This is a genomic window from Oxalicibacterium sp. (genome assembly GCF_057353965.1).
In genome coordinates this window covers 196724-210417 of sequence record NZ_JBMQZD010000004.1, presented here as the reverse complement: position 1 = coordinate 210417, position 13694 = coordinate 196724, and the positions used below count along the sequence as shown (strand labels likewise).

Below are 13694 nucleotides of genomic sequence, written 5' to 3'. Positions count from 1 at the left end.
GCATTGCACTGAGGCGCCACACTGATCCATCGTCGGGCCTGCTCCCGGCGGCGTCCGATGTGTTATCGCGAACCGTCATCGAAAGGAAACCAGATGCCCGTACCCTGGACCACCATCATCGCCACGCTGCCGACGCTGATCGATACGGCCAGCAGGCTGTTCAAGAAAACCAGCGCACCGCCGCCACGCATCAATCCCTCCGCCGATCACGAGGAAAAATTGAACGCGGCGATCAAACAGCTCGAATACTACGAATCGCTGCAAGCCGAGCAATCGAAACTGCTGAAGGAAACGATCGAGCAATTGCAGAATGTCTCGCTCTCCTGCTCGACGATGGCGCGCCGCGCCAATATCGCAATCGTGCTGGCCATCGTGTCGCTGCTGATCACAGCCGGCACACTGCTCGGCAAATGAATTGACCGGGAATCCTATGCATTTCGGGCGCATCACGCCCCTGCTGCGCATCTTCGATGTGGACAAGGCGACGGAATTCTATGTGGACTTTCTCGGTTTCGGCATCGACTGGACGCATAGTTTCGGCGAGAATTTTCCTCTCTATCTGCAGGTGTCGCGCAACGAATGCGTGCTGCATCTGACCGAACACCACGGCGACTGCAGCCCCGGTACGGCGCTGCGGATAGAAACAGCGCAGCTGGATGACTTCCATGCCGAACTGACGGCAAAAAATTATCGCTACATGAAACCGGGCATCGAAGACACGCCATGGGGCAGTCGCGAAATGACCGTCCACGATCCGTTCGGCAACCGGCTGGTTTTTGTCGAGACCGGGACCTGATCGCCTGCATCTACTGCTGCCCGCGCCCGCGACATTCGCTGAAAACGACAGCGGAACGAATTGCCCTGTGTCATGTCAGACCGATATCGTTCCCTCTTTTTCAGATGCATGATCACTACCCCATTGATGCGTTTCACGTCGACTTTCATCGTCGCGCTTCTCTTCTGCGCGCCGCTTGCCGCATCGGCGCAGGCGGAAACCGGCAATACTGCCGACAATGCAATCGACGTCGCCGCACCTGAAAGCGCGCCGCACAATCTTTATTTCAACACCAGCATCGCCACCCGCCATTTCCATCCCGATCCGATACACAACAACACGCAGCATCTGCTGAATCTGGAATGGAATTACCGCGACAATACCGTCGTCGGCGGTGCCTATTTCAAGAACTCGTACCGGCAACCGACCACGTTGATTTACTGGGGAAAGAAATATCATCCCTTCGATGCCGCGCCGAATGCCTACATCAAGATCGTCGGCGGCCTGATCCACGGCTACAAGGATGAATACCAGGACAAGATCCCGTTGAACAAATACGGTACGGCGCCCGCCGTGCTGCCCGCAGTCGGCTACTGCTATAAGCAGCTCTGCACCGAAATCATCGTGTTCGGCACGGCCGGCGCGATGTGGACCGGCGGGGTGCGCTTCTAAGAGCGCAAAAAGCGGCATAAAAAAATCGGGCACCGCCCTGCAGCGATGCCCGATTTTTATCTTCGACAAACGGCTTATTTCAATTCGTCCGGCACCTTGCCGCCATTCTCTGCCAGTTTGATCATCACCTGCTTGTGCAGCCAGATGTTCATCGTCGCAGAATCTCCCATGTCGCCCTTGTAACCAAGCTCCTGTGCCAGCGTCTTACGCGCCGTCAGGCTGCTGTCGAGATCGAGCAGTTTCATCAGATCGACGATGGACGTGCGCCAGTTCAGTTTCTGCGGATTCTTGACGGCCAGATCGTTCAGGATGGCGGCGACATCGACCTGTGCAGCGGGTGGAGCCGCCGCGGCTGATCCTGCCGCCGGAGCGGAAGTCGATGCCGTTGCAGTCGGTGCCGGTTCTGCCTTGGCGGACGGAAAAATCTTGCTGAAAATCGTGCTCAGAATGCCCATCTGATCCTCCTTTTCAAGTGAAGAAAATTCCCCGGCGCTTCCGGTACGACAGTCCGGCGATGCCTGAACGGCAGGGAAGCTTATTTAAGCAGATTTCCCGTGGCAGCAGAAGCCTGCAAATAAATCGGAACATGCAGCACTAACCGAAGAGGCCGTTGAACGACCAGTATCCCAGCAGGAACAAGGCCAGCGCGATCGCGAACTGCTTCCAGAATTGACGATTCATTCGTGCCCTCTCTTTCGTCACACCACGCCGTCGGCACGCAGTACGGCGATGCCTTGTTCATCGTATCCCAGCGATTGCAGCACCTCGTCGGTATGCTGTCCGAGCTGCGGCCCCAGCCAGCGCGTCTCGCCTGGCGTAGCCGACAGCTTGGGCGTGATCGCCGGCAGCTTGACCGGCGAACCGTCGGCGAACGCATGCTGCTCAAACATGTTGCGCGCAAGGAATTGCGGATCGGTCAGCATGTCGCGCACCGAATAAATCTTTCCGGTCGGCACATCGGCCTTTTTCAACGTTTCCAGTGCGCTGGCTATGGTCTGCGTTGCGCACCATGACTGGATCGCTTCGTCGATCTCGACCGCGCGCGGCACACGGCCATCGTTGCGCGCCAGTTGCGGATCATTGGCCATGTCGTCGCGACCGATGGCCAGCATCAGGCGCTTGAAGATCGCATCGCCGTTGCCGGCGATAACAATGTTTTCACCGTCGCCGGTCGTATAGGTATTCGACGGCACGATGCCGGGCAGCGCGCCGCCGGTGCGCTCGCGCACGACGCCGGCGACATCGTATTCCGGCACCAGCGATTCCATCATGTTGAAAACGGCTTCATACAAGGCCACGTCCACCATCTGTCCCTGCCCCGCCACACAATCTGTATCCGACTTTCCGTTCCAGCGTCCGCCGGTGACATCGCGATGGCGCAGCGCCATCATCGCACCGATCACGCCGTGCAGCGCCGCCAGCGAATCGCCGATCGAGATGCCTACGCGCAGCGGCGGACGATCCGGAAAGCCCGATACATAACGCAATCCACCCATCGATTCGCCGACCGCGCCGAAACCCGGCTGATCCTTCATCGGCCCGGTCTGGCCGAAGCCCGACAGGCGCACCATGATCGTGGCCGGATTGATCGCCCTCAACTGTTCGTAGCCGAGCGACCATTTTTCCAGCACGCCGGGACGATAGTTCTCGATGATGATGTCGGCATCCAGCGCGAGCTTGCGCGCGATTTCCTGCCCGCGTGCATCCTTCAGGTTCAGCGTCAGGCTTTTCTTATTGCGCGACTGCACACTCCACCAAAGCGAAGTGCCATCCTTCAGCACACGCCATTGGCGCAGCGGATCGCCGCCGTCCGGCGTTTCGATCTTGATGACGTCGGCGCCAAACTCAGCCAGCATGCGCGAGCAGAACGGACCGGCGATCAACGTGCCGAGTTCGAGAACCTTGATGCCTGCCAGCGGACCGGAGGCTTTATCAGATGCATTGTTTGATGCGTTATTCGATACGTTTGTCGTCATGTTGCAATTGGCTATGTTCAAGTCTGCGCGAGCTCGCGCAATTCCGATTCGAGATTCATTCTGGCCTGACGTTCATGCCCATCCGCCATTGTCGTCGTGAAGAACAGTGCCGGCCGTTCGAGGAAGCGCTGCAGGAAACCGCCGCGCGCGATCTTGTATTCAGCCAACGGCACCCAGCCGTACTCGGCTCGGATCACTTCGCTGTATTGCCGGTAGATTTCTTCCCGCGTACCGAGAATCGCTAGGTCAAAATCGAGAAACAACGGCAGATCGGCGATGCGCGACGATGCGATTTCATGCCGCTCGGTAGCGCTGATGCATTCCATCACCGGAGGAATATGCCGCTCGTCGATCTGCATTGCCACCATTGCACGACGCGCCCATTCAGCACTGCGCCGCTCGTTGTCCTTCAGGTGCGTATCGTAGATGACATCATGGAACCAGATCGCGAATTCCACCGTTTCCATCCGGCTGATCTGATGGCGGTGCGTTTCCGCATGACGCAACAGCGTCATCACGTGCGACAGATTGTGATAGGCGCGGTGCGGTTCGGAATAATGGCGGATCAGTTCATCCCAGACCGCATCGGAAGCTGCCGGCTGCGCCTGCACCGACATGACTAGCGCCTGCCACTTGTTGCGCAGCCAACCCTGGTTTTCCGGCGAGTGCGTAAACATGGCGATCACCTTTCGCGAAAGGATGAAGCATCGACAGATATCCGGCACATACCCAGCGCCCCAGCACCGGCAAGCAGCACATACCTGCAAGATACACGCGTGCCGCGTTCAGGTCGAGCGTCGGTCCAGCATCGCACGCGCGATAGTGCCGGCGTCCACGTATTCCAGTTCGCCGCCGACCGGCACACCGCGCGCCAGCCGGCTGACCTTCAGGCCGCGTGCCTTCAGCGTTTCGCTGATGTAGTGCGCGGTGGCTTCGCCTTCGTTGGTGAAATTGGTCGCCAGCACGACTTCCTCGACGATACCGTCGGTAGCACGGGCAACCAGTTTTTCCAGATGGATATCCTTGGGACCGATGCCGTCCAGCGGTGACAGCCTTCCCATCAGCACGAAGTACAAGCCCTTGTAGGTCAGCGTCTGTTCGATCATCAACTGGTCGGCCGGCGTTTCGACCACGCACAGCAGCGCGGCATTGCGTTCCGGATCGACGCAGGTTTCGCAGATATCGTTTTCGGTGAAGGTATTGCACATCGCGCAGTGCTGGACTTTTTCCACGGCCTGCGTCAACGCACGACCCAGCATGGCCGCGCCGTCGCGATCGTGCTGCATCAGATGATAGGCCATGCGCTGCGCCGACTTCGGGCCAATACCCGGCAAGCGACGCAATGCCTCGGTCAGGAAATCGAGACTGGACGGTGTTTTCACTACGCGCCGTTTTTAGAAAGGCATCTTGAATCCGGGCGGCAGCGGCATGCCTGCCGTCACACCGGCCATCTTTTCCTGCGAGGTGGCCTCGGCCTTGCGCACGGCGTCGTTGAAGGCGGCAGCAACCAGATCTTCCAGCATGTCCTTGTCGTCGCCCAGCAGCGAAGGATCGATGGTGACGCGCTTGACGTCATTCTTGCAGCTCATCACGACCTTGACGAGGCCGGCGCCGGACTGGCCTTCGACTTCGATCGTCGCCAGCTGCTCCTGCATCTTCTTCATATTGTCCTGCATTGCCTGCGCCTGCTTCATCAGGCCTGCCAGCTGATTCTTCATCATGGTGAACTGCTCCTCTGCAAAATCGAAAAATGGGAAAAGGTAATCAAGCCGGGATGATCAGTTCCGGCATCAGACCGGACGTATGGAGCCCGGCACGATGGTTGCGCCGAACTCGCGCATCAATTTTTGTACGAAGGGGTCGTCCTGCATTGCCTGCTCGGCTTCGCGCTGTCGCTCGGCACGGTCGGCCTGTGCCTGCACATTGGCCGTGTAGCGCACGGGACCGATGCTGGTGACGACGCGCGCCGGCTGGCCGAAGCGCTCGGTCAACGCGGCGGCCAGCTTGTCCACGCTGCCGGCGACCAGCAGTCCGTCAACGGCAACCTGCAGATCGAAACGGAAAGCATTGCCGTCCGCCTCGCATTTCAGCAGCTCGCTCTGTTGCGCCAGTTGATGCACGACGCCGCGCACCGGCAATGTGGCGGCCAGCTTGGGCCAGTCGCCGTCCCATTGCAATTCGAGAACCGGTTGCGGCACATAAGGCGGCAACGGCGCGGCTGTGGATTCGGCTGCTGCGCTTGCGGAAACAGTAGATGCGGCAGTTGCGTCGGGTGCGAGTGCAACATTTTCCGCTACGGCAGGCTCTTCAGTTTTTTTTTGAGCCGAAGGCTGCACAAAGCCTGGCTCGTCGTCCCATGGCGGTGCCGGCGGCAAATCGGGAAGATCGATGGGCGGTGCCTGATCGAAGGATGCCGGCACCTGCGCCGCTTGCAATACCGTTGCGGACGGCGCCGGTGCGGATGGTTGCGGCGTGGCCTGTGCCGTGGGAGACGGAGACAGTGCACGTGGCGACGACGACATCTTCGCACCTGCGCCAGCACGCGCTGCTTCCAGCGCTGCCCGCGCCGGGCTCATGCCGGCCGGACGTGCAGCAGATGCAGAAGATACAGGAGTTGCCGATACCGGCGCACTGGCAGGTGCGCTCGAAATCGCCGCCTGCGGCGCCGCACTCAGCCTTGCGGCCGGGGCGGAAGCGGACGATGGGCTAGCGGCTGCGGCTGGACGAGCTACCGACGACGGTGCAGCAGCCGGCTTCGCCTCTGCCGGGCCGAAGCCGGGGCGGAACGCCAGCATGCGCAGCAGCGTCATCGAGAAACCCGCGTATTCATCGGGCGCGAGGCCCAGCTCGTTACGGCCATGCACGGCAATCTGGTAGAACAACTGGATTTCCTCGGCATCGAACAATGCCGCCAGCCGCAGGATGTCTTCACGTTCAGGCAGATCGTCCGGTACCGCACTCGGCACCGATTGCGCCAGCGCAACGCGATGCAATAGTGAGCCGAGATCCTGCAGCGCCGCGTTGTACGACAGGCTGCGCGCCGCCATCTCGTCCGCCACCGCCAGCAGGCCGGCACCGTCATTCTGCGCCAGCGCATCGAGGAGACGCACGAGGAAGGACTGGTCGAGCGCGCCCAGCATGCCCTGCACCGCGTCGAGCGTGACCTTGCCGGCCGCATAGGCGATCGCCTGATCGGTCAGAGACAGCGCATCACGCATCGAGCCGTGCGCACCCTGCGCCAGCAGACGCAACGCCGGCGTTTCGAATTCGATGCTTTCCTGACCGAGGATGTTTTCCAGATGCGAGACGATGTGTCCCGGCGGCATCTGTTTCAGGTTGAACTGCAGACAACGCGACAGCACCGTCACCGGAATCTTCTGCGGATCGGTGGTCGCGAGGATGAACTTGATGTGCTCGGGCGGCTCTTCCAGCGTTTTCAACATCGCGTTGAACGCATGGTTGGTCAGCATGTGCACCTCGTCGATCATGTAGACCTTGAAGCGCGCATTGGACGGCGCGTAGATCGCCTGCTCCAGCAATTGCGCCATCTCGTCGACACCGCGATTGGAAGCGGCATCCATCTCGATGTAGTCGACAAAGCGGCCGGCATCGATCGCGGTGCAGGCTTCGCAGACACCGCACGGCGCGGCCGTGATACCGCCGTTGCCGTCGGGGCCGGTGCAGTTGAACGATTTGGCGAGAATGCGCGACAGCGTGGTCTTGCCGACGCCGCGCGTACCGGTGAACAGATAGGCGTGATGCAGCCGCTTGTGCTCCAGCGCATGCGTCAGCGCCCGCACGACGTGCTCCTGCCCGACCAGGGTGTCGAAGCCTTTCGGGCGGTACTTGCGGGCGAGAACTTGATAGGACATGGAAGCCGTTCGCGAATGAAAGCAAACCGCATTTTACCTGACAGCCGCGCCGGATTCTCCGTCATCGCATCCATCGCACCGGGCAGGCTGGCAATTCCGGCGGATGTACGCTAAAACAGCAGAAACAGCGACGGAACAGAGCGGCAAAACAGAACGACAGAGCGCGGCGACGAAGCGCAACGACGGCAGCCGTACCGTTTGTCCAGTTTGCCTTGAACCGGAAAGGAATGTTCATGCAGTGGCCCACCCATGACGTTGCCAACCAGGCGCCCGATCTGCCCGACTGCAATCTCTATGCAATCGATGCCGCGCTGCAGCAAGCCGTGCAACGTGACGCCGCCTGGCATGCCGCGGCACTGGCGCACAGTGGCGCGACGCTCGGCACGCGCGCCATGCGCGAAACTGCCGCGCTCGCGAACCGCCATCCGCCCCAGCTGCAGACACACGACCGCGTCGGTCGCCGCGTCGACAGCGTGGTCTTCCATCCGGCATGGCACGAACTGCTGGCGCTGCAGCGGCAGGCCAATCTGCAATCGCTGCCGTGGTCGGAGCCGCGCGCCGGCGCACATACGGCGCGCACGGCCGGCTATTACCTGCAGGCGCAGCTGGAATCAGGCTCGCTGTGCCCGATCACGATGACCTTCGCGTCGATTCCGCTGCTGCAGCAGGAGCCGGCACTGGCTGCCGTGCTGGGGCCGAAACTGTTCGCGCACGAACACGATCCACGCGACCTGCCGATCGCCGACAAGCGCGCCATCCTGATCGGCATGGGCATGACGGAAAAACAGGGCGGCTCCGACGTGCGCACGAATGCCACGGTCGCGCACGCCACCAATGCCCGCGGCCGCGGCCATCCCTATCTGCTGACCGGCCATAAATGGTTCTATTCGGTGCCGCACGCCGATGCGCATCTCGTGCTGGCGCAGGCCGAAGGTGGCCTCTCCTGCTTCTTCGTGCCGCGCTGGCGTCCCGACGGCGGCAAGAATGCCGTGCTGATCCAGCGCCTGAAGGACAAGCTCGGCAACCAGTCGAACGCCAGCGGCGAAGTCGAATTTCAGGATGCCTGGGGCCTGATGGTCGGCGAAGAAGGCCGCGGCATTCCCACCATTATCGAGATGGCGAACCATACGCGGCTCGACTGCGTGATGGGCAGCGCCGGCCTGATGCGGCATGCGCTGGTACAGGCGATCCACCATGCGCGCCATCGCAGCGCCTTCGGCCGGCTGCTGGCCGAACAACCGTTGATGCAGAACGTACTGGCCGACCTTGCGCTGGAAAGCGAAGCCGCCATGCTGCTGATGATGCGACTGGCACAGGCAGCGGATGCAACGCACAACAACGAAGCCGATCCGCTGGAGTGCGCATGGCGGCGCATCGTGGTACCGGCCGCGAAGTTCTGGATCTGCAAGCGCGCCATCGAATTCTGCGGCGAATGCATGGAAGTCTGGGGCGGCAACGGCTACGTCGAGGAAGCGCCGATGGCGCGCATGCTGCGCGAGGCACCGGTCAATTCGATCTGGGAAGGCTCAGGCAACGTGATGTGCTTGGACGTGCTGCGCGCAATCGAACGCGAACCGGAAGCATGGGCCGCGCTGCTACAGCATCTGCAGGAAACGGCAGCCGGACATGCCGTGCTCAAAACGCAACTGCACGCACTACGCGAGATGACTGCCTTGCCGCTGGACCAGTTGCAAATGCAGGCCAGACGCCTCGCACAGCAACTGGTGCTGGCTGCGCAAGCAGTCTTGATGCTGCGCTACGCGCCGCAGGAAAGCGCGGAAATCTTTGTCGCGAGTCGTGGCGACGCAGCCAATGGCCGCGTATATGGAACGTTGAGCCGCACCCTCATTGGAAGTCCGGGCAGTACGTCGATCAGCACATGGGACATCTCCAGCGCAGCATTGCAGCGCATCCTGCAACGCGCCTATCCGGCCTGAACCACTAACGCGCCGCCGCTTCCTGTTCGGCCGTCAATTGCAGCGGCCCTGCGCCGCTGAAACGGTCGAAGTACAAATAGATGACCGGCGTGATCAGCAGCGTGATCACTTGCGACACCAGCAAGCCACCGACCACCGCCAGCCCCAGCGGCTGGCGCAATTCAGCGCCCGCCCCCAGTCCCAATGCGATCGGCAAGGCGCCGACCGCTGCCGCCAACGTCGTCATCATGATCGGCCGGAAACGCAGGATGCAGGCCTGACGGATCGCTTCCGACGGCGGCAGACCCTGGCTGCGCTGCGCATCCAGCGCAAAGTCGATCATCATGATCGCGTTCTTCTTGACCAGGCCGATCAGCAGCAGGATGCCGATGGTCGCGATCATCGTCAGTTCGAAACCGAAGATGCGCAGCGCCAGCAACGCACCGACGGCAGCCGACGGCAGACCGGCCAGAATCGTGATCGGATGGATATAGCTTTCGTACAGCACGCCGAGCAGGATGTAGATGACGATCACCGCCAGCACGATCAACGCCGCCTGGCTCGCCTGTGACGACTGGAATACGGCCGCGTCGCCCGCATAGTTAGTCACGATGCTGGACGGCAACTGGATCGCTTTCTTGATCTGCTCGATCTTGCCGGTCGCCGCACCCAGCGACACACCGGGCGCCAGGTTGAACGAGATCGTCACCGCCTGCAATTGCCCCTGATGGTTGACCGAAATCGGCCCGGCCGTGCGATGCACGGTCGCCACGCTCAGCAAGGGCACCAGCGCGCCGCTACCGCCGCGCAGATAGATCTTGCTCAATGCCGATTCGTCCAGATCGCCGACACCCGCATCCTGCAGGATCACCGAATAGCTGTTGCTGCTGGTATAGATCGTCGAAATCTGGCGATCGCCATAGGCGCTGTACAGCGCCGTGCGGATCGCCTGGATATCGATGCCTGCCTCATTGGCGCGATCGCGGTTGATGTCCACTTGCGCCTGCAACCCCTTCAGTTGCGAATCGCTGGTGACGTCGATGAAGCTGCGGTCGGTGCGCATTTCCGCCTGCATCTTTTCCGCCCATTCGGTCAGCTCTTCGGCACGCACGCTCTGCAACACGAACTGGAACTGGCTCTTCGTCGTACGTCCGCCCAGCCGCAGGTTCTGCACCGGATTCAGATAGACGGTCACGCCGGGTATCGCAGCGAGCTTGCGGCGCAGGTCGTGCAGCACCTTGTCCATCGCATCGCGCTCACCGCGCGGCTTCAGCGCGATGAACAGATTGCCGACATTGCTATCGCGCGTGCGCGAAGTCGTCGTCGCCACGTTCGGATCGTTCTGGATGATGTCGGCTGCCTGCGTTATCAAGCTCACCATCGTCGGATACGACGCATCGTCCGGCCCTTCGACGGTGGCGCTGATCTGGCCGATATCCTCGACCGGAAAGAAACCCTTGGGAATCGTGATGAACAGCCAGGCCGTCATGGCAAACGTGACGAAGGCCAGTGCCAGGATCGTGCGGCGATGTGCGAGCGACCAGTCGAGCGCGTGCGCATAAAGGGCCAGCGTGCGATCGAACAGACGCTCGAAGGCACGGCTGACCGCATTGTCGCGATGTTCTTCCGCTTGCTCTTTCCCCTTCTCGTGGCGCAGCACGCGGCTGCACAGCATCGGCACCAGCGTCAGCGACACGACCGCCGACACCAGCACGGCCAGCGACACGACTGCGGCAAATTCATGGAACAGCAGGCCGATCACGCCCGGCATGAAGAAGATGGGGATGAAGACGGCCACCAGCGAAATAGAAATCGAGATGATGGTGAAGCTGACTTCGCGCGAGCCTTTCAGCGCAGCCGCCAGCGGTTCCATGCCGTCCTCGATGTGGCGCACGATGTTCTCCAGCATCACGATGGCATCGTCGACGACCAGGCCTACCGCGATCGTAATGCCGAGCAGCGACACGTTGTCCAGGCTGTAGCCCAGCCAGTACATCAGCGCGCAGCAGCCGATCAGCGAAATCGGCAGCGACAGTACCGGGATCATGGTCGCCGTCAGCCGCTTCAGGAACAGGAAGATCACCAGCACGACCAGCACGATGGTTAGCGCCAGCGTGAAGTTGACGTCGTGAATCGCCTCGCGGATCGACGTCGAACGGTCGTTCAGCACCCGCATCTCGATCGAGTTCGGCATCTGGTCACGGAATTGCGGCAGCGTATTCTTGACGGCATCGACGACCGCCACCGTGTTCGCGTTCGGCTGGCGCTGCACTGCCAGCACGATGGACGGTTCACCGTTGGCCCAGCTGCCGCTCTTCGTCACTTCGACGCTGTCTTCCACCGTCGCTACGTCGCGCAGCCGCGTGACCTGGCCGTCATTGGTCGCGATGATCAGATTGCTGAAAGCTGCCGCATTCTGCAATTGCCTGTTGGCCTGCAACGTCAGCGTCTGGCGCGGGCCGTCGAGCACGCCGACCGGCGAATTGGCATTGGCGGCGCGGATCGCACCGGCCAGTTCGTCCAGCGTCATGTTGCGCCCGGCCAGCTCGTCCGGCTTGACCTTCACGCGCACCGCATAGCGGCGCTGGCCGTACACCTGCACCTGCGCCACACCGTCGATCGTCGACAGCGATGGTGAAATCAGGTTCTCGGCATAATCGTTCAGTTCGGACAGCGACAGAGAAGGCGATGTCAGCGACAGCAGCAGCACGGCCTGATCGGCCGGATTGACCTTGCGATAAGCCGGCAGGTCCGTCATTTCCTCCGGCAGGCTGCGCTGCGCGCGCAGCAATGCAGCCTGCACGTCCACCGCGGCCGCATCGATGTCGCGGTCCTGGTCGAATTCGAGAACGATGGACGTGTTGCCCAGCGTGCTGCTGGAACTGATGACGTCGATACCGGCGATCGTCGAGAACTGTTTTTCCAGCGGCGTCGCCACCGAGGACGCCATCACCTCGGGACTTGCGCCCGGCAGCCTGGCGGTGACGTTGATGACCGGTCGGTCGTAGCTCGGCAGCGCGGCGATCGGCAGCTTGAAATAACAGAACAGGCCGATCACGACTACCGCGATCGACAGCAGCACGGTCATGACCGGCCGGCGTATGCACAGTTCGGAAATATTCACGCGCTATGCCGCCTGCAGGACGATGATCATGGCTGGATGGAAATGCGCCACCATCAATCGGTACCCGGCGCCGGCTTCTTGCGCGCCGCGCTTTCGTCTTTTGCTTCGACGATGCGGCTGCCGGGGCGCAAATTCTGCGAACCTTCGACGACGACTCTTGCGCCGGCTGCCAGCCCTGTCACCGCCGCATTTCCGTTTTCGATGGCAACCACGTCGATCTTCTGCTGCACGACCTTGTCGTCAGTGCCGACCACATAGATGAACTTGTCGACCGGCCCGGTGACGACAGCCTGTGCCGGCACCAGCACCGCGTTCTCGACATTGCGCGAAACCAGGCTGACGCTCACATAACTGCCCGGCCACAATTTGTGTGAGCCATTGGCAAATTCAGCCTTCATCTTGATCGTGCCGGTCTGCGGATCGGTGGTGTTGTCGATAAAGACCAGCTTGCCGGTCATCTCCGGCTGGCCCGGCAACTGCACGCGCACGGGCGCGCCGCCGTTCGGATAGGTCGTCGTGATGTTGGTCAGCTCACGCTCAGGCAGCGAGAAGCTGACATGGATGGGATCGATCTGCGTGATCGTCACCATAGGATCGCCGGAAGGTTGCGCCAGGCTGCCCGGATGCACGTTGATGACGCCGAGACGCCCCGTGATCGATGCCGCGATGCGGTTGTAGCCGAGCGCCACGTTGCTGGCCTGCGCTGCGGCCTGGTTCGCCTGCAGCGTGCGACGCAGCGATTCCACCTTGTTGCGCGCAGTATCGACGACGGATTGCGAAACGAAATTCTTTTCCAGCAGTTCCCGATTACGTTTCAGCGTCAGTTCGGCGTCGGCCAAGTCGGCGCGCCCAGCTTCCGCTTCGGCACGCGCACGTTCGAGATTGGAACGGTCGCTGCGATCGTCCAGCGTAAACAGCAGTTGCCCCGCTTTGACGAACTGCCCTTCCTTCACATGGATTTCGCGCACGATGTTCTGTACCTGCGGCCGCACGTCAACGGTATTGATGGCAGTGACGTAGCCGTTCGCATGCACGGTGATCGGAATCGTCTTGCGTTCGGCCAGTGCGGTGCGCACCGATTGCGCCGTAGCGCCATGCGTTGCCTGGCGTTCGTCCGACAGGGCGAAATAGGCAATCGCGCCGACGACTATCAGTCCGGCACCGATCGCGAGAATTTTTCTGGTGTGTTGCATGTTCACGCTTGCGAGACGCCGCCAACGGGCAGCGAGGTAAGAGACTGTTAGAAATCCGTTAGTCGCATAGGATAACCGGCAGCAGAATAGCATGTCCCTCGTACCGGACGGCAACAGGGCTTCGAATGACTGAAAGAGAAATGCCCCGACAATCTGCGGAAAGAAG

Annotated in this window: 12 protein-coding genes; 4 read left to right on the top strand and 8 right to left on the bottom strand. The window is 61.3% G+C overall.

The annotated features are described in order from the left end of the window. Positions 1 to 93: 93 nt before the first annotated feature. The 3 genes from ACO1VH_RS07420 to ACO1VH_RS07410 all read left to right on the top strand — a co-directional run bounded on the left by ACO1VH_RS07420 (position 94) and on the right by ACO1VH_RS07410 (position 1447). Entirely contained in the window at positions 94 to 414 is a 321-nt protein-coding gene (locus tag ACO1VH_RS07420; protein ID WP_486243866.1) for a hypothetical protein, read from the top strand. Between the two features lie 16 nt (positions 415 to 430). Then, a complete protein-coding gene (locus tag ACO1VH_RS07415) occupies positions 431 to 796 on the top strand; it encodes a glyoxalase superfamily protein (protein WP_486244226.1) in 366 nt (121 codons plus the stop codon). Between the two features lie 108 nt (positions 797 to 904). Then, entirely contained in the window at positions 905 to 1447 is a 543-nt protein-coding gene (locus ACO1VH_RS07410) for a sn-glycerol-3-phosphate transporter (protein ID WP_486243865.1), read from the top strand. 74 nt (positions 1448 to 1521) lie between these two features. Here the strand turns inward: ACO1VH_RS07410 and ACO1VH_RS07405 are convergent, their stop codons facing one another. The 6 genes from ACO1VH_RS07405 to ACO1VH_RS07380 all read right to left on the bottom strand — a co-directional run bounded on the left by ACO1VH_RS07405 (position 1522) and on the right by ACO1VH_RS07380 (position 7295). Further along, positions 1522 to 1902, bottom strand: a complete 381-nt coding sequence (locus ACO1VH_RS07405; protein WP_486243864.1) for a DUF3597 domain-containing protein — start codon at positions 1900 to 1902, stop codon at positions 1522 to 1524. Positions 1903 to 2145: 243 nt separating this feature from the next. After that, complete coding sequence (locus ACO1VH_RS07400; RefSeq protein ID WP_486243863.1) at positions 2146 to 3423, bottom strand: CaiB/BaiF CoA transferase family protein; 1278 nt, start codon at positions 3421 to 3423, stop codon at positions 2146 to 2148. Between the two features lie 17 nt (positions 3424 to 3440). Continuing rightward, a complete protein-coding gene (locus tag ACO1VH_RS07395; RefSeq protein ID WP_486243862.1) occupies positions 3441 to 4100 on the bottom strand; it encodes an HD domain-containing protein in 660 nt (219 codons plus the stop codon). A 108-nt stretch (positions 4101 to 4208) separates the two neighbouring features. Next, a complete protein-coding gene (gene recR / locus ACO1VH_RS07390; RefSeq protein ID WP_486243861.1) occupies positions 4209 to 4805 on the bottom strand; it encodes a recombination mediator RecR in 597 nt (198 codons plus the stop codon). A gap of 12 nt (positions 4806 to 4817) precedes the next feature. Continuing rightward, positions 4818 to 5144: a YbaB/EbfC family nucleoid-associated protein gene (locus ACO1VH_RS07385; RefSeq protein ID WP_188420436.1), complete on the bottom strand. Its 327-nt coding sequence runs from the start codon at positions 5142 to 5144 to the stop codon at positions 4818 to 4820. 69 nt (positions 5145 to 5213) lie between these two features. Next, complete coding sequence (locus ACO1VH_RS07380; RefSeq protein WP_486243860.1) at positions 5214 to 7295, bottom strand: DNA polymerase III subunit gamma/tau; 2082 nt, start codon at positions 7293 to 7295, stop codon at positions 5214 to 5216. A gap of 233 nt (positions 7296 to 7528) precedes the next feature. Here ACO1VH_RS07380 and ACO1VH_RS07375 point away from each other — a divergent pair, with 233 nt between their 5' ends. After that, positions 7529 to 9232 carry an isovaleryl-CoA dehydrogenase gene (locus tag ACO1VH_RS07375; RefSeq protein ID WP_486243859.1) on the top strand — a complete coding sequence of 568 codons (1704 nt, stop codon included), beginning with the start codon at positions 7529 to 7531 and terminating at the stop codon, positions 9230 to 9232. 4 nt (positions 9233 to 9236) lie between these two features. On the opposite strand, the gene ACO1VH_RS07370 is transcribed toward ACO1VH_RS07375, so the two are convergent. Further along, a complete protein-coding gene (locus ACO1VH_RS07370) occupies positions 9237 to 12335 on the bottom strand; it encodes an efflux RND transporter permease subunit (protein ID WP_486243858.1) in 3099 nt (1032 codons plus the stop codon). 53 nt (positions 12336 to 12388) lie between these two features. Then, a complete protein-coding gene (locus ACO1VH_RS07365; protein ID WP_486243857.1) occupies positions 12389 to 13528 on the bottom strand; it encodes an efflux RND transporter periplasmic adaptor subunit in 1140 nt (379 codons plus the stop codon). Positions 13529 to 13694 lie beyond the last annotated feature (166 nt).